26 protein-coding genes are annotated in these 24,098 nt (G+C 39.7%); 9 read left to right on the top strand and 17 right to left on the bottom strand.

Annotation, left to right across the window (positions count from 1 at the left end):
• From mrdA to lipA, 7 genes are all read left to right on the top strand, one after another.
• Complete coding sequence (gene mrdA / locus CIK86_RS03565) at positions 1 to 1,869, top strand: penicillin-binding protein 2 (RefSeq protein ID WP_086998363.1); 1,869 nt, start codon at positions 1 to 3, stop codon at positions 1,867 to 1,869.
• Positions 1,866 to 2,972 (top strand): rod shape-determining protein RodA, encoded by a 1,107-nt coding sequence (gene rodA / locus CIK86_RS03560; RefSeq protein ID WP_011327713.1) that lies wholly within the window; start codon positions 1,866 to 1,868, stop codon positions 2,970 to 2,972. Before mrdA ends, rodA begins: the two co-directional genes overlap by 4 nt.
• Positions 2,972 to 3,745 carry a septal ring lytic transglycosylase RlpA family protein gene (locus tag CIK86_RS03555; RefSeq protein WP_041454376.1) on the top strand — a complete coding sequence of 258 codons (774 nt, stop codon included), beginning with the start codon at positions 2,972 to 2,974 and terminating at the stop codon, positions 3,743 to 3,745. The genes rodA and CIK86_RS03555 overlap by 1 nt, the downstream gene beginning before the upstream one ends.
• Before the next feature lie 52 nt (positions 3,746 to 3,797).
• On the top strand, positions 3,798 to 4,961 hold the full coding sequence (locus tag CIK86_RS03550) for a serine hydrolase (RefSeq protein WP_011327711.1): 1,164 nt from the start codon (positions 3,798 to 3,800) through the stop codon (positions 4,959 to 4,961).
• A gap of 218 nt (positions 4,962 to 5,179) precedes the next feature.
• Complete coding sequence (gene ybeD, locus CIK86_RS03545; protein ID WP_011327710.1) at positions 5,180 to 5,458, top strand: DUF493 family protein YbeD; 279 nt, start codon at positions 5,180 to 5,182, stop codon at positions 5,456 to 5,458.
• Between the two features lie 19 nt (positions 5,459 to 5,477).
• Complete coding sequence (lipB, locus tag CIK86_RS03540; protein ID WP_011327709.1) at positions 5,478 to 6,131, top strand: lipoyl(octanoyl) transferase LipB; 654 nt, start codon at positions 5,478 to 5,480, stop codon at positions 6,129 to 6,131.
• Positions 6,128 to 7,093 carry a lipoyl synthase gene (gene lipA, locus CIK86_RS03535; RefSeq protein WP_086998360.1) on the top strand — a complete coding sequence of 322 codons (966 nt, stop codon included), beginning with the start codon at positions 6,128 to 6,130 and terminating at the stop codon, positions 7,091 to 7,093. The genes lipB and lipA overlap by 4 nt, the downstream gene beginning before the upstream one ends.
• A gap of 101 nt (positions 7,094 to 7,194) precedes the next feature.
• On the opposite strand, the gene CIK86_RS03530 is transcribed toward lipA, so the two are convergent.
• Both CIK86_RS03530 and CIK86_RS03525 read right to left on the bottom strand, forming a co-directional pair.
• Positions 7,195 to 7,914, bottom strand: a complete 720-nt coding sequence (locus CIK86_RS03530; protein WP_086998357.1) for a hypothetical protein — start codon at positions 7,912 to 7,914, stop codon at positions 7,195 to 7,197.
• A gap of 134 nt (positions 7,915 to 8,048) precedes the next feature.
• Positions 8,049 to 8,327: a YdcF family protein gene (locus CIK86_RS03525; RefSeq protein ID WP_086998355.1), complete on the bottom strand. Its 279-nt coding sequence runs from the start codon at positions 8,325 to 8,327 to the stop codon at positions 8,049 to 8,051.
• A gap of 300 nt (positions 8,328 to 8,627) precedes the next feature.
• Here CIK86_RS03525 and CIK86_RS03515 point away from each other — a divergent pair, with 300 nt between their 5' ends.
• Together CIK86_RS03515 and CIK86_RS03510 are read left to right on the top strand one after the other, a co-directional pair.
• Entirely contained in the window at positions 8,628 to 8,867 is a 240-nt protein-coding gene (locus tag CIK86_RS03515) for a hypothetical protein (RefSeq protein WP_011327707.1), read from the top strand.
• 319 nt (positions 8,868 to 9,186) lie between these two features.
• Positions 9,187 to 10,800: a M28 family metallopeptidase gene (locus CIK86_RS03510; protein WP_086998349.1), complete on the top strand. Its 1,614-nt coding sequence runs from the start codon at positions 9,187 to 9,189 to the stop codon at positions 10,798 to 10,800.
• A gap of 87 nt (positions 10,801 to 10,887) precedes the next feature.
• On the opposite strand, the gene CIK86_RS03505 is transcribed toward CIK86_RS03510, so the two are convergent.
• The 15 genes from CIK86_RS03505 to nlpI form a co-directional block, all read right to left on the bottom strand.
• Positions 10,888 to 11,103 (bottom strand): EF-hand domain-containing protein, encoded by a 216-nt coding sequence (locus CIK86_RS03505; RefSeq protein WP_086998346.1) that lies wholly within the window; start codon positions 11,101 to 11,103, stop codon positions 10,888 to 10,890.
• Positions 11,104 to 11,198: 95 nt separating this feature from the next.
• Entirely contained in the window at positions 11,199 to 11,411 is a 213-nt protein-coding gene (locus CIK86_RS03500) for a calmodulin (protein ID WP_011327704.1), read from the bottom strand.
• Positions 11,412 to 11,560: 149 nt separating this feature from the next.
• The gene (locus CIK86_RS03495; RefSeq protein WP_011327703.1) at positions 11,561 to 11,773 is read right to left on the bottom strand and encodes an EF-hand domain-containing protein; all 213 of its coding nucleotides are present in this window, start codon (positions 11,771 to 11,773) and stop codon (positions 11,561 to 11,563) included.
• 554 nt (positions 11,774 to 12,327) lie between these two features.
• The gene (locus CIK86_RS03490) at positions 12,328 to 12,543 is read right to left on the bottom strand and encodes a TIGR02450 family Trp-rich protein (protein ID WP_011327702.1); all 216 of its coding nucleotides are present in this window, start codon (positions 12,541 to 12,543) and stop codon (positions 12,328 to 12,330) included.
• 72 nt (positions 12,544 to 12,615) lie between these two features.
• Positions 12,616 to 12,969, bottom strand: a complete 354-nt coding sequence (locus CIK86_RS03485) for a cupredoxin domain-containing protein (RefSeq protein WP_086998343.1) — start codon at positions 12,967 to 12,969, stop codon at positions 12,616 to 12,618.
• 30 nt (positions 12,970 to 12,999) lie between these two features.
• Complete coding sequence (locus CIK86_RS03480; protein ID WP_086998339.1) at positions 13,000 to 15,246, bottom strand: heavy metal translocating P-type ATPase; 2,247 nt, start codon at positions 15,244 to 15,246, stop codon at positions 13,000 to 13,002.
• Positions 15,246 to 15,680 (bottom strand): MerR family transcriptional regulator, encoded by a 435-nt coding sequence (locus tag CIK86_RS03475; RefSeq protein ID WP_086998381.1) that lies wholly within the window; start codon positions 15,678 to 15,680, stop codon positions 15,246 to 15,248. Before CIK86_RS03475 ends, CIK86_RS03480 begins: the two co-directional genes overlap by 1 nt.
• Before the next feature lie 184 nt (positions 15,681 to 15,864).
• Positions 15,865 to 16,194: a Na+/H+ antiporter subunit G gene (locus tag CIK86_RS03470; RefSeq protein WP_011327698.1), complete on the bottom strand. Its 330-nt coding sequence runs from the start codon at positions 16,192 to 16,194 to the stop codon at positions 15,865 to 15,867.
• Between the two features lie 9 nt (positions 16,195 to 16,203).
• Complete coding sequence (locus tag CIK86_RS03465; RefSeq protein WP_011327697.1) at positions 16,204 to 16,473, bottom strand: K+/H+ antiporter subunit F; 270 nt, start codon at positions 16,471 to 16,473, stop codon at positions 16,204 to 16,206.
• Positions 16,467 to 17,003: a Na+/H+ antiporter subunit E gene (locus CIK86_RS03460; RefSeq protein ID WP_086998335.1), complete on the bottom strand. Its 537-nt coding sequence runs from the start codon at positions 17,001 to 17,003 to the stop codon at positions 16,467 to 16,469. Before CIK86_RS03460 ends, CIK86_RS03465 begins: the two co-directional genes overlap by 7 nt.
• The gene (locus CIK86_RS03455) at positions 17,003 to 18,520 is read right to left on the bottom strand and encodes a monovalent cation/H+ antiporter subunit D (protein ID WP_011327695.1); all 1,518 of its coding nucleotides are present in this window, start codon (positions 18,518 to 18,520) and stop codon (positions 17,003 to 17,005) included. The genes CIK86_RS03460 and CIK86_RS03455 overlap by 1 nt, the downstream gene beginning before the upstream one ends.
• Positions 18,517 to 18,864 (bottom strand): Na+/H+ antiporter subunit C, encoded by a 348-nt coding sequence (locus tag CIK86_RS03450; RefSeq protein ID WP_011327694.1) that lies wholly within the window; start codon positions 18,862 to 18,864, stop codon positions 18,517 to 18,519. Before CIK86_RS03450 ends, CIK86_RS03455 begins: the two co-directional genes overlap by 4 nt.
• Complete coding sequence (locus CIK86_RS03445; RefSeq protein ID WP_011327693.1) at positions 18,864 to 21,656, bottom strand: monovalent cation/H+ antiporter subunit A; 2,793 nt, start codon at positions 21,654 to 21,656, stop codon at positions 18,864 to 18,866. Before CIK86_RS03445 ends, CIK86_RS03450 begins: the two co-directional genes overlap by 1 nt.
• A gap of 256 nt (positions 21,657 to 21,912) precedes the next feature.
• The gene (locus CIK86_RS03440) at positions 21,913 to 23,088 is read right to left on the bottom strand and encodes a hypothetical protein (RefSeq protein ID WP_086998332.1); all 1,176 of its coding nucleotides are present in this window, start codon (positions 23,086 to 23,088) and stop codon (positions 21,913 to 21,915) included.
• Positions 23,072 to 23,950, bottom strand: a complete 879-nt coding sequence (nlpI, locus tag CIK86_RS03435; RefSeq protein ID WP_011327691.1) for a lipoprotein NlpI — start codon at positions 23,948 to 23,950, stop codon at positions 23,072 to 23,074. Before nlpI ends, CIK86_RS03440 begins: the two co-directional genes overlap by 17 nt.
• Between the last annotated feature and the right edge of the window lie 148 nt (positions 23,951 to 24,098).

Here is a 24,098-nt window from a genome sequence, read left to right as displayed (position 1 = left end):
ATGTTAAAACAAAGACCCACTATTCGCGACCATTCAGCAGAGGCAAACTTATTTGCACGGCGTGCGTTTGTGGGTTTTATTTTTATATTAGCTCTAATTGCTATTTTACTCTCTAATTTATATAAAATTCAGGTAGATGATCATCAAAACTACCAAACTCGCTCCAACGACAACCGTATTAAAGTTATTCCAATTGCGCCTAACCGAGGTTTAATTTACGACCGCAATGGCGTATTACTTGCCGAAAACAAACCCGTTTATAATCTTGAGGTTATTCCTGAAGATGTTGCAGACCTGCCGCTATCGCTTGAACAAGTAAGTAAAATAATAACCATAAGCGAGCAAGAAAAAACCGACTTTTTAGACGATATAAAACATACGCGGCGTTTTAAAAGCCAAGTACTAAAAGCACGTTTAGATGAAACAGAAGTTGCTAAATTTTCAGTAAACCAACATAAATTCCCAGGCTTTAGTATTGAAGCTCGCCTCGCCCGCTATTATCCGTTTGGCGATACCCTTACCCATGCACTAGGCTATGTGGCTAGATTAAACAGAAAAGAGTTAAATAAATTAACCCAAGAAGATCAAGCTACAAATTATCGCGCCACTCACGACATTGGCAAACTCGGCATCGAAAAATATTACGAAGAACTCTTGCATGGCCAAGTAGGCTCGCAGCATGTTGAAGTTAATAATCGCGGTAGAATAATTCGCACTTTAAGCATGCTCCCCCCGCAACCAGGCAGCGACTTAGTACTCACACTCGATATTGGTTTACAGCAAATTGCCCAACATGCGCTTAAAGATATGCGTGGTGCTATTGTCGTTATGGACGCTAAAGATGGCGGTGTACTTGCACTTTATTCTAACCCTAGTTACGACCCTAATTTATTTGTGCACGGCATAAGCAGCAAAAACTATAAAGCGTTACTAAATCCAGACCGCCCGTTAATTAATCGTGCAACTCAAGGTCGTTATGCACCTGCCTCTACTGTAAAACCACATATGGCTATTTTAGCCCTAGAAGAGAATATAGTCAGCGAAAGTACTTCTATGTGGGATCCTGGTTTTTTTCAAATTCCAAATGTAGAGCATAAATGGCGCGACTGGAAACGTTGGGGTCATGGTCATGTTGATGTATACAAAGCAATTGAAGAGTCGTGCGATACCTATTTTTACGATGCAGCTTATCGCTTAGGTATTACTAAAATAAGTAACTTTATGTCGCGTTTTGGCTTTGGTGAACTCTCTGGTATTGATATTCATGAAGAAACTACGGCAATACTGCCCTCAAAAGAGTGGAAAGAAAATCGCTTTAAAGAGTCGTGGTGGCGTGGTGACACTATTTCTGTAGGCATAGGCCAAGGTTATTGGACCGCAACCCCGGTTCAAATGGCAAATGCGACAAACATTTTAGTAAACCGTGGTATTAACCATCCGCCACATTTAGTGCAAGTGGTTAAAAAAGATAACGATATTATACAAATCAATAATGAAGAAAAACCCCCTGTAATATTAAAAAACCCTCATCATTGGCAAATTGCTTTAGATGCAATGCACAACACAGTAAAAAAAGTATCGGGTACTGCGCATAAAGCATTTAAAGGGACTAATTATGACTCTGCTGGTAAAACGGGCACAGCACAAATAGTAAGTATTGCTCAAGGCGAACGCTACGATGCTGATGCGTTAAAAGAGCGACAACGCGACAACACTATTTATATTGGTTTTGCACCGTATAACGATCCCAAAATTGTAGTGTCTGTAATATTAGAAAATAACCATGGTGGTGTGCAAATTGCTCGGCAACTTATGGATTACTACTTTGCAGCCAACCCCGTTAATCTTGCAAGGAATAACATCCCATGACCGCTTTGCACGATAAACGCTCAATTTGGATGCGCCTACATATAGACTTACCCTTATTTATTGCGCTGCTAATAATGATGGTCGGTAGTATCACTATTGTGTACAGCGCCAGTGGCCAAGATAACGCCATGATGATCCGCCATATTACGCGTATGGGCGGTGCAATTGTAGCTATGTTCGTATTAGCGCAGCTATCTCCTGCTACTTTAAAGCGCTTAGTTATACCACTTTATTGCTTAGGGTTATTAATGCTAGTTGGAGTGTTATTATTTGGGGTGAGCTCCAAAGGCGCTCAGCGCTGGTTAGATTTAGGTATTACTCGCTTTCAGCCATCTGAATTAATGAAGCTCGCAGTTCCTATGATGGTGGCTTGGTATATAGGACGTAATCACTTACCCCCTCGCCCACTGCATTTAATTATTGGTTTTGTAATTATGATGCTACCGACGCTACTAATTAAAGAGCAGCCCGACTTAGGCACTTCTATATTAATTGCCAGCTCAGGTGTTTTTGTATTGTTTTTATCGGGTTTGAGCTGGCGTTTAATTGGTTTTTTAAGCTCTATCGTAGCACTCGCTGCATGGCCTTTTTGGCACTATGGTATGCACGATTATCAAAAGCAACGAGTACTTACTTTTTTAGATCCTGAAAGCGACCCGCTTGGCTCTGGCTATCATATTATTCAGTCTAAAATTGCGATTGGCTCTGGTGGCATTGAAGGTAAAGGTTGGTTACAGGGTACGCAATCGCAACTTGAATTTTTACCAGAGCGCCATACAGACTTTATATTTTCGGTGTTAAGTGAGGAATTTGGCTTATTTGGGGTGTGTATTTTACTCAGTTTATATTTATTTATTATTGGCCGCGGTTTATACATTGCCGTTAATGCACAAGATGCCTTTGGCAAGTTATTAGCTGGCTCACTCACACTGACATTTTTTGTTTATGTGTTTGTAAATATAGGCATGGTATCGGGTTTATTACCCGTTGTAGGTGTACCGCTTCCACTAATAAGTTATGGTGGTACGTCTATGGTGACGCTGATGGCCAGTTTTGGCATTATTATGTCTATTGCAACTGATAAAAGGATGCTTTTAAAATAATGCAATTTTATACTCGATTTTTTACTATCAGCTTTGTCCTAATACTTTTAAGTGCTTGTAGTAGCTCAAATAACACCCCAAGCAGTCGCTACAGCATGCGCCATGATGCTGCACCATTACGTGCGCCTACCACATTAGAAATGCAAGACGCTGTAGTGGTTAAAGTTACTAAAAGTGCCAGCGCAAGCCGGCCTTATACCGTATTAGGTAAAAGTTATACGCCTATGCTTGACGAGACTGGTTATGCAGAGGAAGGCATTGCATCGTGGTACGGCCGTAAATTTCATGGTTATCATACTTCAAATGGCGAAATATACGATATGTTTGCCATGACCGCCGCTCATAAAACACTGCCCTTACCTAGCTTTGTAAAAGTAACAAATACCAGTAATAATAAATCTGTCATTGTGCGCGTAAATGACCGTGGCCCATTTCATGAAGATAGAGTGATTGATTTATCCTACGCAGCCGCTTACAAACTAGGTTATTACACCCATGGTACAGCCAAGGTTAAGCTTGAAGCAGTTACGCTTGATAATTCGACTGCGCATTTAACCTATATTCAGGTAGCAGCAGGTAGTACACTAGCAAATATTGAAGCATTGGCTAGTCGTTTACGCCTCGATTATAAATTACCCACTAATATCGTGCAAAAAGACGATATTTTCAGGTTGCATTTAGGGCCAATTAAAGACGCCCAGCATGCACAGCAAGTATTAACACAATTAAAACAAAACCAATTTAAAAACGCGTTCTTGCTTTACACTCAGTAAGACCTTTAGAGTGGGTAACGCAAATCTTTAACTTTAACCATTAATGAGTATGATGAAATCTATTAAACATAAAATTCTCAACGGGGTATGCGGCCTAGTTTGTTCTGCCGCCGTATTTTCAGCCACCGCACAAATTATTCCAGCACCTCCTCAAGTTAATGCTAAAGGTTATTTTTTAGTAGACTTTACAACTGGTAAAGTTATTGCCCAAGGTGAAGCTGATACAAAGTTAGCACCTGCTAGTTTAACTAAAATGATGACCAGTTATGTTATAGGCACAGAAGTTAAAGCCGGTAATATTGCACCTACCGACATGGTTACGGTTAGCGAAAAAGCATGGGCTAAAAACTTTCCAGAATCATCTAAAATGTTTATTGAAGTAGGTAAACAAATTAGCGTTGATGACCTAAACCACGGAATAATTATTCAATCAGGTAACGATGCCTGCGTTGCTATGGCAGAGCACATTGCCGGTAGCGAAAGCGCTTTTGCTGATTTAATGAACGCCCACGCTGCAAAATTAGGCATGAGCAACACCCACTTTATTAATAGCCACGGCCTTGATACCGACGCGCACTATACAACACCGCGTGATATGGCAACACTTGGCGGCGCACTTATTCGCGATGTACCCGATGAGTACGCACTTTATAAGAAAAAGTCATTTACTTATAACGGCATTAAACAATACAACCGCAACTCATTATTATGGGATGAAAGCCTAGACGTAGACGGTATTAAAACCGGCCATACATCAGATGCAGGCTACAGCTTAGTAACCTCTGCAACTAAAAACGATATGCGTTTAATTGCCGTTGTTATGGGTACTTCAAGCGAGCGCGCACGTAAAGAAGAAAGCAAAAAGTTACTTAACTATGGCTTTCGCTTTTATGAAACAATTACACCGTACAAAGCAGGCGATAGCTTTGCAGAGCAACGTATTTGGATGGGTAATAAAGAAAATGTTTCTTTAGGTATTTTAGAAGATACCCCTATTACTATTCCACGTGGTCAGCATAAAAATTTAAAAGCGAACTTTAAATTAGATAACACGCTTGAAGCGCCATTAGCTAAAGGCACTAAAGTAGGTACTTTATTTTTACAACTAGAAGGCGAAGATATTGCACAATATCCGCTAGTTACACTTGAAGAAGTGGAAGAAGGTAGCTTCTTTAGTAAAATTTATGACTACTTACGTTTACAGATTATGCAATAGCCGCATAAAACAATATTAACGCCTCTGCTATGAGGCGTTTTTTTTTGCTTGAAAAATGCTAGAATGCGCCCCATATAAGTCAATTATGTTGAGTTGTAACTTTTTTGGCACAGCCAAACAAGCTTAACTCAGATTGCCATTAGCCCAATAGTATTAAGCTTAGGGTTTGCCACTTAGCAAAATTAAGCCAACACTTTTTTGTATGAGGAGTCACTGTCGTGGTTCAACCAGTTAAAGATACTAAATTTGATGAGTATTTAGAGTTCCCTTGCCCGTTTACATTTAAAATAATGGGTTTAGCCAATGTAAACTTAACGGATCAAATTTTAGCTAAGTTACAAGTTATTGCACCTGGCGACTATGCCCCAAAAGTAAAACCAAGTAGCAAAGGTAATTACGAATCAGTTTCGCTTGTTGCAACCGTTACTAGTGGCGCTCATATTGAAGAAATTTATAACGTGATCAGTAATCTAGATGACGTACGCCACATGCTTTAAGCCATAATTGAGATTTGTTGTGAAAGAAAACACCTTAATCGTGCGCCAACTTGGCCGCCAGCGTTACTTGCCAATTTGGCAGAAAATGCAAGACTTCACCGATACCCGCGACGACGATAGCGCGGATGAAATTTGGTTAGTAGAGCACGAAAGTGTATTTACTCAAGGCCAAGCAGGTAAAGACGAGCACTTACTCGCACCCGGCGATATAGAAGTGATTAAAGTTGATCGCGGTGGGCAAGTAACCTACCACGGCCCCGGCCAGCAAATGATGTATGTACTATTTAACTTACGTCGTTTAAAAATTGGTGTACGCGAATTAGTTACTTGGCTAGAGGAGTGTATTATTGAATCCCTCGCCGAGTACGACATTCAAGCATACGCCAAAGCCGATGCGCCCGGTGTTTACGTTAACGACAGTAAAATAGCCTCTTTGGGTTTACGCGTTCGTCGTGGTTGCTCGTTTCATGGCTTAGCATTAAATGTTAACATGGACCTAAGTCCATTTTTACGCATTAACCCATGTGGTTATGCAGGCATGAATATGGTGCAAACTAAAGAATTAAAGGGTCCTCAAAACCTAGAAACAGCAGGTGCAGGACTGGTAAAACACATGATTAAAAAGCTTAATGCAACACAGGTTAAGCATACTGAAGGGTTTGAAAACGAATGAATAAACCAGTCAAGATGGAACCAGGTGTAAAACTACGCGACGCAGCAAAAATGGCGTTGATCCCCGTAAAAGTTTTACCAACAGAAAAAAACGAAATGTTACGCAAGCCAGAGTGGCTAAAAATTCGCTTACCTAAATCAACAGAGCGTATTGAGGGCATTAAACAGGCGATGCGTAAGCATGGGCTGCACTCGGTATGCGAAGAGGCTTCGTGCCCTAACCTATCTGAATGCTTTAACCACGGTACAGCTACCTTTATGATTTTAGGTGCAATTTGTACTCGTCGTTGCCCATTTTGTGATGTTGCCCATGGTCGTCCATTAACACCTGATGCAACTGAGCCTGAAAAACTAGCGCTTACAATTAAAGACATGAAGCTAAGCTATGTGGTTATTACCTCGGTAGATCGTGATGATTTACGTGATGGCGGCGCGCAGCATTTTGCCGATTGTATTCGCGAAATTCGCAAGCACAGCCCAAATATTACTATTGAGATTTTAGTACCCGATTTTCGTGGCCGTATGGACCGCGCACTCGAAATACTAATCGAAACCCCACCAGATGTGTTTAACCATAACCTAGAAACTGCGCCGCGTTTATATAAGCTTGCGCGTCCAGGGGCTGATTACAAATGGTCACTTGAGCTACTGCGTCGCTTTAAAGAAGCGCACCCAGAGATTAAAACTAAGTCTGGTTTAATGGTTGGTTTAGGTGAAGAAATTAGCGAAATAGAAGAAGTACTTCGCGACTTACGTGCCCATAACGTTGATATGCTTACAGTAGGCCAATACTTACAGCCTTCTAAGCACCACTTACCAGTAAAACGTTACGTGCCACCTTCTGAGTTTGATGCACTAAAAGCCTACGCTGATGAAATTGGCTTTACTCATGCAGCCTCTGGCCCATTTGTGCGCTCTAGCTACCATGCTGACCAACAAGCGGCAGGTAAAGAAGTAAAATAAGTCGTTTTTATAAATTAAGCAAGCCGTTAGTGATCAATAGTCATTAACGGCTTTTTTGTTGCAGTTTATTACCCATAAGTAATAAGGATAATTGAATTATTTTAATTTTTAATTGCTTTTCTTCTAAGCTGAAATGAAATATTATCGTTTAACTCGAGCCAACTAAAGTCCTTATTCCAAGCCTGCTTAAAGCTTTCTCCGCCTTGCGAATTATCCAGGATTTCTTTTAAGTCAAATATTTTGGAGAAATTATCTTCGTTTACGTCGTAACTTGACCACCCCCTAACTCCCAAGTCAATATGCCCTAGAAAGCTCGATTTAAACTCGTTAGCTGCGGCCACAAAATCCCCGTTGCCATTTAATTTTTCAGATATAAGACTTTTCTCTTTATCACTAATTGAACCTGTAACTTCTAGCTCACCTAATTGACTGATTGATATACCCCAATCTTTATTCGCTAATGATGGTTGTCCAGCCGCAATTTCAGTCATAATATTGTCATACTGAGTAAACATTTTTTCAACCGAGTTAGAAACTTCACCACCCGGCATATAAAGATTAACAGTAGCTATTCGAATATTATTTAACGCTTTTTCTTCTGCTTCCCTTGTTGATACAACATTATTTGTTATTATTTTCATTGACTTATTATAAGTCGGCTCTGGCTCTTTAGGCTGATCTTTATGATATATATCCTTAGCTAGTCGCTCCATTTCACTATTTAATTGCTCTTTACCATTTGCAGGTTTATTAACTTTTACTTCTGAACCGTTCGATATAAACTGCGATGCTAAATTAGTATCATTTGAATTAACTTTCATATCATTTTCCTTGTTCGTTATTACTAGCTATCGGCAGGTTACTATCTTACTTTAGTTGCTTGTATGGCCAGTGTTGGTAACTTAGGTAAAATAAACTGCCGAATATTTTCCTCCTCTCTAATCATTACTACATATTAATGGCCATACAACTGCAATAATTTAATACCTGGTAATGGTGCCTTAGTACTGACTAAAGTTAGATTTAATGTTGGTAGAACATGGTTAAATATATAATGCGCACGCTGCATATGAAACTCCGAGCTGAACAAAATTGCATGGCTGATATTAGCACTCGCTAAAATAGGTTTAGCCAGTAGAGCATTCTCAAAGGTAAAGCGGCTTAATGGAATATCTAAAAATACAACTGTAGGTATTCCAAGCTCAATAAAATAATTATTTAGTGTATCGTTCATGCGCGCAATCAGTGGTATTAAAATGCACGCCAAAACCTCCTGTGCATAATATTTTAGCCTTGGGATTATGCAAATATGCTTGATATGACTGAGCGCATCGGATTTTCGCTATTACTGATAAACGGCTGTCACTACTGTTGGGCGCACCTAAAACTATAATTACCGCATTCATTTAGTCGTCCTTCACCACAAAACGAAGCTATTAAGTTTAAACTATTTTTACTGATCGCAATTTATCGTTAGGTCAATCGGCTTTTACTTGAGACAATCGCGGTAGTTATTTTTAAAACATGGTTCATTATGAAACTATTAGTTCGCAACTTATCTCGTGCTACTTCTGAGCACGACCTTCGTACTTTATTTGCAGAGCACGGTAAAGTGACTACCTGTAACTTAGTACTTGATAAAGAAACTGGCCAATCTAAAGGTTTTGCCTTTGTTGAAATGCCAAACGACATAGAAGTTAAAGGTGCAATTAAAGCCCTTAACCAAGCAACTGTTGATAAAAGCAAAATCCGCGTTAAATTGGCAGATGCTTAATTAGTTAGCCGCGGCTATTATTGCCCTTAATATTATAAACACAGATGTGTTTTATTATTAGGGCAGTATTAATTTAGCCTACATTTATAACACTGCCACAACTAATTTTTGCTCCTTGCTCCCCCTCCTAAGTTCTAAGTTCTAAGTTCTAAGTTCTAAGTTCAAAGTTCAAAGTTCAAAGTTCAAAGTTCAAAGTTCAAAGTTCAAAGTTCAATATTGTGCAACAGCTAAAACTTAAGTCTATAAAATTATATCCTGTATAGACACTTTAAAGTTCGCTGTATATAGTCGAGCTATGTATTACCTACCCTCAGTTATTATGACAATTATAAAAACAACCAGCCTTTTTTTATTTCTAACGCTCATAGGTTGCTCAGAGCAAGCTGCAGACACAACTAAACTTGAGAATTCCCAAGAACTTAGTATTAATAATATTAAGCAGCACATTAAAACACTCGCCTCAGACGAATTTGAAGGTCGTGGCCCCCTTACAGCCGGTGAAGTAAAAACGATTGGTTATTTAACTAAGCAATACCAAGCGTTTGGTTTAAGCGGTGCTTATAACGATAAGTACTTACAACCGGTGAAAATGGCAAAAGTAACTGCTGATCAAAATATGCAATTAACTATTGGTGAGCTCACTTTTAGTGCAGGTAAAGACTTTACTGCCCGTACCGAGCAGCTACAAAGCGTTATTGATGTGCGTAATTCTGACGTGGTATATGTAGGCTATGGTATTAATGCACCAGAATATAACTGGAACGATTATAAAAATCTTGATGTAACAGGCAAAACCGTGGTGGTGTTAGTTAACGATCCTGGCTTTGCAACTCAAGACGACAGCCTGTTTACCGGTAATGCTATGACCTACTACGGTCGTTGGACTTACAAGTATGAAGAAGCGGCTCGTCAAGGTGCTGCTGCTGTTCTTATAGTGCACGAAACTGCACCAGCAGCTTACCCATGGAGCGTAGTAGAGAGCTCAAATACGGGTACTAAATATACGCTAATTGATGACACCAACAACACCTCAAAACTTCCCGTTATGGGATGGTTACACCTTGAGGCTACCGAGCGCTTATTTAATGCTGCAAACCTTAACTATCAGCAATTAAAACAACAGGCTTTAAATGCAGACTTTAAAGCGCTGCCGCTTAACGTAAAAGCAAATCTGGCCTTTAAAAATGAAGTATCGCATGCAAAATCGCATAACGTAGTAGCACAACTTACCGGTAGCGAGCTGCCAGAGGAATACGTTGTAATTAGCGCGCATTGGGATCACTTTGGCACTAAACAAACAGATAGCGGGCCTAAAATTTATAATGGTGCGGTAGATAACGCATCAGGTACAGCCGCCACGCTCGAAATTGCCAGAGTAATGAGTAAAATACATCAACAAACGCCATTTAAACGCTCGATCATTTTTGCCAATTTTACCGCAGAAGAAACTGGCCTAATTGGCTCAGAAGAATTTGCATCTGGTGCGGTGATCCCAACTAAACAAATGGTTGGCTTATTAAATATTGATGGCATGAACGTACTTGACGCTACTGACTATGTTTTACAGTATGGTAAAGGGCTTTCTGAAATGGAAGATTACTTAGCCACGGCCGCTAAGGCACAAGGTCGAACGGTAAAAATGGATCCTCGCCCGCAAAATGGTCTGTTTTTTCGCTCTGATCACTTTTCGCTTTCTAAGCAAGGTGTGCCCAGTTTATTATTTATGAGCCTTGGTGATACCGACCCTGATTACATTACTCATAAGTACCACAAAGAAGCCGATGATTACTCTGCTGACTGGTCGCTTGGTGGTGTAGAGCAAGATAGCCAACTGATCATTAATATAGCCACACAACTGGCTAACAGCAACGATTGGCCAAAGTGGAAAGCAGAGTCTGACTTTAAAACAAAACGTGAGCAAGATAAGCGCTAGCAATTGCGTTTTAAACACACATAAAAAAGCAACCAATTGGCTGCTTTTTAGTACGTATTATCATTATTCAGTTAGAAGTGGGTAGCATTATTGAACGACTGCAAACTCTTCTTTAGAAAGCTCACCATTACCATCTGCATCTAATTCATCAAATATTTGTGCAAGCTGCGGGTTTGCCTGCGCTTCTGTTTGGCTAATAACGCCGTCGCCATCTGTATCAAATGAGTCGAAGTCTACTGCTGCAAATGCCGCTGAAGATGATGCTAGTGCGATTAGTGCTAATGTCTTATGTAATGTTTTCATTGTGTTATCCTTAAGCTTAAAGCCTGTTTAATAAAAAATAATAAAGTGAAAATCCTTTTCAAGAATCCATATTCTGTAAATTAATGTGCTGAAAATTAATACTCAGCAAATTCTTCTTTAGAAAGCTCACCGTTGCCATCAACGTCAAGCTCTGCAAATTGCTCCATTAACTCAGCGGCAACCGACGCTTCGGCTTGGCTAATTGTGCCACTGCTATCTACATCAAGTGTTTCAAAGTCGGTGCCTGCAAATACTGCAGATGAAGACGCTAATGCCATTAAAACCAGTGTTGATTGTAACTTTTTCATAATTTAATCCTTCAAGTCTATGTAATATAAATGTATTAACTTTCCCGTGAACACTTGAATTTCCTTATTATTCTTTATCAAAGGCTCCCTTGCCTATTTAGGTTGTCTTTGGCAACTCAGAATATTAATTGTGTTGTAGGGCTTGAGGCTTATGCCTTAGAAAATTCTTCTTTAGATAACTCACCATTTTGGTCAGTATCAAGCTCAGTAAATTTACTCATAAGCTCTGCATCTACCGACGCTTCTGCTTGGCTAATTGCACCATTACCATCTACATCGAGTGTGTCAAAATCTGTTGCTGCAAAAGCCGCTGATGAAGAAGCTAAAGCCATTAGTACCAGTGTTGATTTAAATGTTTTCATAATGTAATTCCTTCATTGGGTTATGATTTAAGCTGTTTAACTTTAATCTTGTTTTGCTCAATACAGCTTAGGTATTACAACTTCGGTGCCATGTTTTTAAATCACAATAAAAACAGTTACTTATACTTATTTAAGCCGTTTGAGGGTGTTTTATAATGATTTTTTGTTGCTTTTTAGCAACAGCTGTTTGATGTTAAATAATTAAAGCATAAAAATCATAAGGTTAACTTTAATAAAAAAGACACAACACAGCGCAAATAAGCCACTACTGGCTGCTTTAAGTTGATTTTGTAATAAACCCACCATGAACAATTTACTTTTTATAAATTATTAAATAAAAAACAAACAATAAGGCATTGAAATTTAATAGCTTTTTATAATTGATTTTATTAATTCAGCATTTATGAAGTGTTTTAAAGTAAATGATACTTTTTGTCGCCATTTGGCGAATGCAGTGCACATTAGGATGTGATTAACAGTGAATTGAAACAAAAAACCGCTACATAATCTTAATGCAGCGGCTTTATTATTTTTACGAGAAGTGGAATTAGTTGTTATTTCCAGCCTTGTAACCAATTTTGTGCGTTTTTTAAATCTCGCCAACTAATTGGGTATTGGCTTTTTGAAATTATTGCCTCAGTAACGCACGCAATCACGTTGCTATCCTCATCGTACTCAACCTCTATAATAATAAAGTGTTTTTCTTTATTGATTGCAGGTACTGCAGTCCACTTACTATTAAGTAGCTTTTTAGGGTTTAGTTTATTCATAAAATTGCAAAGTCCAACCAAGCTGTAAATATGATAAGCCAATACGCGCTAACAATACGTTTAGCTCAACTATTACTGCACTATTAGCTTACCTTTATACATTTGCATTTGGCAGTGAAAGTCGTACTCACCTACTTTAAGCTCGGGTATTTTTAAGGTATTAGCATCGCCCATTACGAGGGTTTTACTTATATCAAGCTGTGGAAATATGACTGTTTCGCTACATGGTGCACTATCTTGGCGATCGAAGTTAAGTGTTAACTCTTTACCTGCAACAACTTTAATTTGCGCCGGTTGGTATACACCGTTATCAACCACTATAACTACCTTATTGTCGTTACTTTGCACTTGCTTTGGCTTAAAAAGCCAAAACCAGTACACAATCGCAATTATGAGTAATGCGCCTAATATATTAATCATCAACATAATTATTACTCCTAAATTAAAGGCTTTGGCTTATGATTTTGCTGGTTTAAAAAAGCGTAATCTATTGGCGTTACTAACAACCGTTAGCGATGATAGTGCCATAGCAGCCCCTGCTACTACTGGGTTAAGCAATAATCCAAAAAATGGATATAACAACCCAGCAGCAATTGGAATACCCGCCACATTATAAATAAAGGCACCAAATAGATTTTGCTTAATATTTAAAATGGTCGCGCTACTTACTGCAATTGCATCTGCAAGGCCGTGTAACGATCCGCGCATTAGGGTTATGTCGCCACTTTCTATGGCTATATCAGTGCCTGTGCCAATCGCAAAGCCAACATCGGCTTGTGCTAGTGCCGGTGCATCGTTAATGCCATCGCCCGTCATACCCACTATTTCGCCCTTTGCTTGGCGTTTTATAACTTCATTTACTTTGTCGTCAGGGAGTACTTCTGCAATAAAGTCCTTTATTCCTACTTTTTTAGCAACTGCTTGCGCTGTTGCTTGGTTATCACCTGTGAGCATGACTAAGTGAATGCCTTTATTTTGCAACCGCTTAATTGCTGCAGCTGAGTCTGCTTTAATAGGATCTGCTACAGCAATAATAGCCTGTAGCTGTTGATTAACTGCAAAATACATTGGGGTTTTTGCTTCACTTGCCAATGTTTGTGCCTGCTCGTACGCATCGTCAATTGCAACATGGTATTTATCCATTAAGGCCTTATTACCAAACAACAGCGTTTGTCCATCAAGTGTCCCTATTACTCCTTTACCGGTAAGTGCATCAAAGTCAGTTACTTTACTCAGCGTTAAGTTTAGCGCTTTAGCATAACTTATTATGGCCTCGGCTAATGGATGCTCTGAACTACTCTCTAGGCTAGCAACGTGCTGCATTACTGTGTTTTCATCGCTGTTATTAAAGGTAATAACATCGGTTACCGTTGGCGATCCTTGGGTAATGGTGCCAGTTTTATCTAAAATCATGGTGGTAATTTTAGAAGTTACTTGTAGTGCCTCACCGTTGCGGATCAGTATTCCCGACTCAGCAGCTTTACCTATGCCCACCATTACCGACATTGGCGTTGCTAAACCAAGCGCACACGGACAAGCAATAATAAGCACTGTAGTGACAGCAACTACCGCATAAGCAATTGCTGGCTCAGGGCCAAAGTTTAACCAGGCAAGCCCAGCAAGTATTGCTATTATCATTACCGTGGGAACAAAAATACCCGAAATAACATCTGCTAAACGACCAATTGACGGCTTTGAGTTTTGTGCCCGCTTTACCATATTAATAATATTGGCGAGTGTTGTTTCGCTGCCTATATGGGTCGCTTTGAATAATAATGTTCCGGTTTTATTAATACTACCAGCGACTACCGTATCGCCTATTTGTTTAGTAACCGGCATAGGTTCACCCGTTAGCATTGATTCGTCAACACTACTACTGCCTTCAAGCACTTCGCCATCTACTGATATTTTTTCGCCCGGGCGCACTCGTACCTGATCACTTTTTACTACGTCGCTAATATCAATATCGCGCTCTTGCCCGTCGCGAATAACACGTGCTGTTTTTGGTTGCAGCCCTATTAAACGCTTTATAGCCTCAGAGGTGCGCCCGCGTGCTTTTACTTCTAATGCTAGGCCTAAGCTTATTAAACCAATGATCATTGCTGAGGCTTCAAAGTACACATGCCTTGCCACCTCTGGTAGTAGGTTAGGGGTAATAACGACTACCATAGAATATAACCAAGCAGTACCGGTTCCCAGCGCTATAAGCGTATCCATATTGGCGGCATGGTTTTTAAATGCTTGCCATGCGCCATTGTAAAATTGCTTACCGGCTACGGCCATCACTGCCAACGTGGCTAAACCCACAATAAACCAAGCTATACGTTGAGTCGTGGTTATTACGTTCATATCGAAAATAAGCCCATAAAGCATTAATGGCGCACCTACGCCTAACGCTAATATCATATTACGCATTAATTTTTTATAATGCGCGTCATCGGCTTTGGCTTTTTCATCGAGCGCATCTTGCTCTGAGTCATTACTCATGGGCTTTGCTTTATAGCCAATGTTTTCTACCGCTGCAATAAGCGCCGCTTCATCCGCTTGCCCTTCCACTTGTACGGTGCGTTGTGCAAAGTTCATTTCTACTCGCTGTGCACCCGATACTGTTTTTAGCGCTTTTTCTATTTTTGCTACGCAGCTGCCACAATTAGCCCCTTCAATAATAAAGTTTTGTGAGCTGCTGTTAATATTATTACTCATTACGCCTCCAGGTTATTTTTTTCAGTGCTAATGGGGTCAACAAATGACTCTATTAAACTACATATATCAGCGCTAGTTGCGCCATCGGGAGAACTTTGCCACTGCTTAACTGCCGCTTGCATTCGTGTGCGCAGCTTAAGTGTTTCTTGAAAAAGAGCTTCGGTTTCGGCTAAGCGTTTAACTATTAGTTTTCGTGTTAATGGGCATGGGCAGTTTCCTTGCTCCGACTCAGTAATAATGTGCTGAATATCTTTAACAGAAAAGCCCAACTGACGAGCATTGATTATAAACTTTAAACGCTGTTGATCAGTTTTTGTATATTCTTGATAACCGTTACTTACACTACGGACTGGTTTGAGCAACTGCATTCGCGTGTAATGGCGAATAGTGTCGGGTGTAACGCTCATTTTATTGGCAAGTTGTTTAACGTACATAGCTCCTCCGTGATAATTCATAGTTTAAAGCTAAATTCATACCTGTAGTGTAAACCTATGTGTCACACATAGGTCAACTTAAATACTTTAAAAACAACAAAGCCGAATAAATTAACTTTATCCGGCTTTATTGTAGTTAAATATATCTAGGGTAGTTACACGCTAAATGCATTTATAAATAATATTAATCTTCAATATTATCAAGCCCTTTGGTGCCATCTTTTGGTTTGAGCTTATGATGAATGGCTGCTTTAATTAACATATACCCACTAATCGGTGCGGTAATTAATAAAAATATAGTAATAAGTACTTCTTTAACACTCACGCCATGTTCGGTATTTGCAAAGTACACCATAGCGGCAGTTAAAATGTTCGCCATACCTAGGGTAGTTGCTTTAGTTGGGCCATGTAAGCGCATAAAAAAATCAGGCAGTTTAACTAAGCCTATTGAGCCAATTAAAATAAACACGCCACCTAGTAATAATAATATTGATACTATCCATTCACTGATCATTGCTATACCTTATTCGATTATATCGCCGCGAAGTAAATACTTACATAATGCTACTGTGCTTATAAAACCAAGCATTGCAATTAATAAAGCCGCTTCAAAGTACAGCCCCGTGCTCATACTTATACTGTATAAAATAATCAGCGCAATCACGTTTATATACATAGTATCGAGCGCTAAAATACGATCGGGAACCGATGGACCAATTACCAAACGCCATAAATTTAATAGTAGCGCTAATCCAATCATGCTAAATACAATTAATAATACGGTTTCTAACATTGAAATATCTCCTTTAAGGGAGTCTCATAACGCTCTTTTATTTGTTTAATAAGTGCTTGCTCGTCTTTAAGATCAAGTACATGAATAAGCAAATAACGCTGTTTTGGTTGCTCACCTTTATTAAGTGATTCTAAAATAGGATATACCTCAGCGCTCACAGTGCCAGGTGTGAGTGACACGCAGCTTGCCAAAATAGTAATCGGCATTTCATGGGTTAAATCTACGGGTACTTTAACAAATGCTGGGCGCATGTTTTTACTTGGCCCAAGTATTAATACAGCCACTTGTAAGTTGGCCACTATTATATCGTACAGTACAATAAAAACTTGTTTAAAGGCTAATCCGGGCCTTAAAATTAATGGCTGAGGATCGCGAAACGATATAGTAAATAACGGAATAACAATCGCAAATATAGCCGCTAATACCAAGTGCCCTGCAGACACACTATTATTTAATAACAGCCATACTATAAATAAAAATACACTACGAAATGGCGTAGGTAACAATCTAAAACGTGCTTTTAGTCGCATTAAACACCTCCTTTAAGCACGGCATTAATACCACCACTTATGTCGTGTAATTGGGTTGCGGCCTTTATGGTGTACTCACTAATAGCACCACCAAAAACAACTAGCATTACTGAGCAAATAAGTAACCCCACAATAGCAATTACTTGCAATGGATGCGCGTTTGGTGCGTCATTAGGCTCACTACCTGTGTACTTGCCTTCCCAAAACAAACTGGTTCCGGCGCGTGCTAGTGCAATAATTAACACTAAACTGGTAATTAAGTAAGCAGGCCAAAACACCAATGCATTTTCACTATTAAGTGTTGTTTTTAAAATCCAAATTTTGCCCACAAAGCCTGAAAATGGCGGCATGCCTATTACAGTTAATGCTGCAATAATAAATAACGTACCTAACAAAAACGGCTGTTTTACCACTCTACCCGCTACCAATCTGTCGCCAACTTTACCGCGTTGAATAGAGATTATATCGGCGAGTAAAAATAATGCCGCACATACCAACGTTGAGTGTACTAAATAATATAACAGCGCAGCCGTAGCGTTTATGTTTTGTAACGACACTAAAGCCACTAAAGTACCCACCGACACCAGTACTAAATTAGCTGTAATTTTACGTAAGTCCTGAGCAGCTAACACCCCAATGGCCCCTACAACTATCGTTGCAATTGCTAAGCCCCACAACCAAGTTTGCGCCATATGTTCAAGTTCGCCAGCTTGCTCACCAAACATAACGGTATAAACGCGTAGCATGGCGTACACACCTACTTTGGTCATAATCGCAAATAGCGCAGCAACAACTGGGGCGGCACTTGAATAGGTATTTGGTAACCATAAGTGCAGTGGCAATAAAGCACTTTTTAAAGCAAATACTACTAATAATAATAATCCACCGGCTTTAGCTAAATAAACATCGTCGCCAGTAAGTAAAGATATTTTTTGCGCCATATCAGCAATATTTAGCGTGCCTAGTACACCGTATAAAATACCTAAACCAATTAAAAACGCACTCGAACCTACTAAGTTTAAAATAACATAGTGCAATGCAGCTTTAGTTTTTTGCTTGCCACCACCGTGCATAAGCAAGGCATAAGAGGCAATAAGCAGCACTTCAAAAAATACAAATACGTTAAATAAATCGCCAGTTAAAAATGCACCATTAACACCTAAAATTAAAAAGTGAATTAGTGGATGAAAAAAACTGCCGTGTTCATCATCGCCTGCACATCCGTACAGCACAACCATTACGCCTAAAAATGAAGTAAGTGTTACCAACAAGCTAGAGAGCATATCTGCAACAAGTACAATACCAAATGGTGCTGACCAGTTACCTATTGCGTATACGTTAATACCTTCGTTGTGTACGGTTATCAGTAATAAAACACTCACTACAAATGTAATAATGGCCATTACGCCTGAAGCCAAACGACGGGCAAATAAGTTTTTACCACACGGTGGTAATAGTAAAATAATAGCTGCTAGCATAGGCAGCAATACAGGAAGCGATGTTAAATGCTGAATCATTTTTTCACCTTGTACTTACTTTTAACAAGGTGACCATCAACATGGTCATTACCTAAATCTGCACGGCCACGTATTGCTAATATAACCACAAAGGCGGTCATTGCAAAACCAATTACAATGGCTGTTAACACTAAAGCTTGCGGCAGTGGATCGGCGTAATCTGCGCCTGTACCTAATACAACAGCTTTATTTGTGGTTAGTCGACCCGATGAAAATAAAAACAAGTTAACTGCGTAAGAAATCATAGTTAGCCCAAGCACAACCGGAAAAGTACGTGCTCTTAGCAGTAAAAACACACCGCAACTAATTAATACACCCACGCACGACGCGTATAATAACTCCATTAAACATCACCTTCTTTTTGCTCTGCACTTGTGGTCATATCACCTAAGCTTGCTAATATCATCAATGTGGCACCCACTACGGTTAAGTACACACCAAGGTCAAATACAATGGCACTTGCTAACTCTGTTTTACCAATAAATGGAATGTCAAAATAGTCAAACCACGTGGTTAAAAATGGCTTATCAAAAAACCAGCTACCCACACCCGTGAACATAGCAATAGCGATACCCGAGGCAATAATTTTTCGGTAATTAACATCAAAGCGCTCACTGATCCAAGTAGAGCCATGTGCCATATACTGCAAAATAAAGGCAATAGAAGTAACAAGCCCGGCAATGAAGCCGCCCCCCGGTAAATTATGACCACGTAAGAAAATATAAGCCGACACTAACAGTGCAAGCGGGAGTAAGCTTTGCGAAATACTGGCTAATAAAATAGGGTGGCGCTCGCGTGCCCATGAACGGCCATCACTGTCGGTTGCCGGCATAAACAATGGAATTCGCGATAAAAGCTTAAAAATCCCTAGTGCTGCAATACCTAATACAGTAATTTCGCCAAGCGTATCAAAGCCCCTAAAATCAACTAAAATAACGTTAACTACATTGGTACCGCCACCACCGGTTTTGGCATTGGCAATAAAAAAGTCAGAAATAGAATCAAGCGGACGAGTAAGCAAAGCGTAACAAATACTGGCTATAACCACGCCCACCGTCGAAGCAATACTTAAATCACGTAATATACGCAAAGAGCTTGATTCTCTTGGGGTGCTTTGCGGTAAGAAAAACAATGCCAACATAAGTAGTATTATTGTTGCCACTTCTACCGTTAATTGCGTTAAGGCTAAGTCTGGTGCCGAAAAGCGGGTAAACACCACAGCTACCATTAATCCCACAATAGATACCATTAACAAAGCGACCATACGCGATCTATGGCTTATCACTGTGGCAATGGCACCTACAATTAACAAGCTAGCACCTATGCCGTTGTGTAAATCAACCGGTGTATTTGGCACACTTCCCGCTAATTTTTGCATTTCGAATAACGGCCAACCAGCAGCTAATAAAATAACGCCCAACATAATAAATACATAACGTTGCAGTGAGCCATTTTCTGTTTTGTTTATTTTATCTTGGCTCCAATCAATAACGCATTGTACTAAATGATCAAACATTTTTTTAGCGTTTAGCGGCGGTAAAGACGCTTGAAATTGAAACAGGTGTTTACGGTTAACATAAATAAATAAGCCGCCAGCAACTGCCATGGCACTCATTAATAACGGTAAATTAAAGCCATGCCAAATGCTCAGCTGATACTCTGGCATTGCTTTGCCCAGTACTGCTAATGAAGCTGCCGATAAAATACCATCAACTACAAAGTGCGGAAACATGCCAACAAGTAAACACAACACCACTAATATTTCGATGGGTACGCGCATATAACGAGGCGGCTCGTGTGGCGTACGCGGTAAATCTATTGGGTCGCCATTAAAAAACACATCGTGGATAAAGCGCGCCGAATAAGCCACGGCAAATGCCCCCGCAATGGTTGCTAAAACCGGGATTAACCACGACATAGAGCCAAGTACTTGCTGATGCAGTGTTTCGGCAAAAAACATTTCTTTTGAAATAAAGCCATTAAGCAAAGGGACACCCGCCATTGCCGCAGCGGCAACCATAGCAAGTGTTGCTGTGTAGGGCATAAAGCGCCACATACCATTGAGTTTACGCATATCGCGCGTACCTGTTTCATGGTCAATAATACCAGTGGCCATAAACAGTGACGCTTTAAAGGTGGCGTGATTAATAATATGAAAAATAGCGGCAACAGTCGCAAGTTCGGTATCTAGGCCTAGCAATAGCGTAATTAAACCTAAATGACTTATCGTTGAATACGCTAATAAACCTTTTAAATCATGCTTAAATAAAGCCACGTATGCGCCAAATAACAAAGTAATTAAACCTGTTAAGGCAACTAATATAAACCACATTTCGGTGCCCGCTAAGGCCGGATAAAAACGCGCTAACAAAAAGATACCCGCTTTAACCATGGTCGCCGAATGTAAATAGGCGCTCACAGGTGTTGGCGCTGCCATGGCATGAGGTAGCCAAAAATGAAACGGAAATTGGGCCGATTTAGTAAATGCACCTAATAACACTAAAACCAGTGCAAGCTCATATAGATCGTGCGATTGAATAATTGCTCTGCTGGCTAAAATTATGTCTAGGTTATAACTGCCAACAATGTCGCCAATTATCAATAACCCACCAAGCAGCGCTAAACCACCGGCTCCGGTAACTGTAAGCGCCATACGTGCGCCCTTGCGCGCCTCTGACTTATGCCACCAATAACTAATTAATAAAAACGAACTTATACTGGTTAATTCCCAAAACACCCATAGCTGAATAACATTATTAGACATAACAATGCCAAGCATTGCTGTCATAAATAACATTAAGTAGCTATATAGCTTTGCCATTGAGTCGTTATTACTTAAATAATAACGAGAATATAAAATAACCAATAAGCCTATGCCCAAAATCATAAATATAAACAGTAAACTTAGACCGTCTAAGCGCAGGGAGAAATCGAGCCCTAAACTTGGGATCCAAGCAGCACTAAAACGAATAGTTTCACCGGCAAGTACCGCAGGCGCATGATATAGAGTTATGCAAAGTGCGATTAATGGTGCAAGCATAGTTAAGCTTGTCGCTTGGTTTCGCGTTAGTTTGCCTGTAAATGCAGAAATAACACTGCCAATTAAGGATAGCAGGGGTATCCAGAGCAAAGTCATAGTAAAGGACCTTTTAAAATCATAAATTTATCAATACGCTATTCGTTATAGTTAATTACCAAAGTGACTTGGGCATTAGCTTTTGTGGTCTGCTTTTTTAACAGCATTAATACGTATAGTTATACTGATAAACGCCGTTTTTGTCTATAGAAAGCGCCTCTAGCTGCATAATTATCAAGCAAATTTATATATAAATTAATGCAACAATATCAACTATGTTCACTTTTCATACGCCTTAGAGTAAAGACTTTAAAATTTAGCGTGGCGTTATTGAACGTTCCATGAAGGAGTTAAAACGAGGAAACACTGTAAAATGGGTATTTATGTGTGCTTGCCACAACGCTCTGTATTGCGCTGAGAGAGCTAACTGCTGATATTGCATGATAGACCAAGCTTCACTGGGCTTATAAGCCACGGCCCCTTGCTGGCAGCTCTGGCTTTTATACCAACCTACTGGTGGGGTAGCTTCGCTATTTGCTAAAAACAAATTAGGTGCCACAAAACCACTTTGTGCACACAGCCAAGCTTGCTTCGTTTTTGGTAGCGCGTATTCATCCTCAAAACCATTAAAGTGCATTAATTCATGTAAAAACACTTGGTAACCTGCTTTTGAATTTAATTGCATAATGCCACTGCGCACATTTGCACTTCCCTGCTTGGGCATCATTACTATAAAGTCAAAATCAGTAGGAAGCTGTTTTTTTAGCCTAGCGGTTTGCCAATCGCACTGCGCCATTTTATTTGCTGCACTACTACAATTAATAGCACCGCCAACATAAATCGGTTGTGATAAACAAAAAACCCCAGCACTGGGCTCAGGGCGCTTATTGTATTGCTTTATAAGTTTAGCGAGCTTATATAACCCGCTACGGTGATCGCTCATCATTAACACGTTAAACAAACATTGTTCATCCGCTTTAACCTCTGAACTCAATGATAAAAAACCAAGGCGCTGCATAAACGCTGTGGGCAGGCTGCTATAAGGCTGAGTTGTTTGCAGTTTAAGATGATTTAATGCATCTCCCTCAGGCAATAACCCCTGCTTTGCCAATAATTTAAGATCGCCCCATTGAGATTGAGCTAATAACTCCATCGCTAATGCTTGGCGTTTTGACTCACTCATAGTATGGGTGTTTTTTTGCCAAAATAACTTTGCAGTATCGGTATGGTTATTTTTTAATAATTTAAGTGAATATCTATATTGCGCGGCAGGTATTTTATTTCGCGCTAATGAAGCGAGCGCAATATCAGGGAGTTGCTGTAAATGCAGAGAAAAATAATCAGGAAATAGCCAATAACTTTGTATTATATTGGCCTTGGCATTTAAAACCTGCCAAAAGCCAATACTGTTAGCATGATTACTCGAGCCACTAATTAATAGGCTACACAGTAATACTACCGCTAGTTTATAACGCTTAGCTTTCGTCAACACCTGTCATCAGCTCAAGTTCTAATCGCGCATATTTATATTCAATAAACTCATGCACGTTGGTAGCCAGTGCCAGCTTAAAATAATCAGCGGCTAAATTAATATTACCTGCTGCTTGATGCGATTTTGCCAAATAAAAGTAAGCCTCGCATAATCGCTGTGCGTATTCTTGCTCTGATTTAACCCCATCACTAATAACAGATAAAAAATCATGTTCGCTAATATCGCCCAGGTAAAGCGCAATTAACTGATACGCCCATTGCGATTCATCAAGTGCTTTAGCATTGGTTTTAAGCACACTAAGTGCTTTAACTTTATCATCCTGTGCTTGCGCTAAAAAAAGCCATAACACACGGTAAGGATCGTTTGGAGAGCGCGCTAAAAACTCATTAAAATCGTTTTGTGCAAGCTCTGCTCTGTCGCCATAGTACAGTGCAATACCACGATTTAAATACGCATATTCATGTTCTTCGTTAAGCTCAAGGGCTGAATCAAAAAGTTCATAGGCTTTTTCATACTGCTGCATTAAGGTATGTTGAATACCTAAAAAATTATACACCTCGGCTAAATCTGGTTTTAATTTAACAGCACGATTAAAGTCAATTCGCGACAACGTGGTCATGCCTAAACTGTCAAATAATACACCCCGATCATAATAAAGTTTTGCTTGTTGCTCAGGGCTTAGATCTACTCTATTTAGTAGCTCTGAATAACGTGCAATTGCAATTTCACTTCTAAAATCAGAGGCGAGAGGCGCAGTAAAAGGCACATTAACAATCGGCATTGACTCAGCTTTTGAAGTGCTTTGGCACGCGCTTAAAGACAAAATAGTAAAAGATGCCAAGGCTAAATGTTTGAGTGTCATTAAAATCCTTAATACCAAGGTAAGTAGCAAATAAATAAGACATGCGATGTCTAGTAAGGTTCATATTAACTGCGTTTAGCTAATAAATTATTTAACGCTTTAAAATAATGATATCCATTCAACTTAAGCGCTTAAAATAATTAACTTT

Source organism: Pseudoalteromonas sp. JB197, from assembly GCF_002332205.1.
Lineage (GTDB): Bacteria > Pseudomonadota > Gammaproteobacteria > Enterobacterales > Alteromonadaceae > Pseudoalteromonas > Pseudoalteromonas nigrifaciens.
Note: the sequence above shows the minus strand (reverse complement) of the source record. Positions and strands in the feature narration are given on the sequence as shown.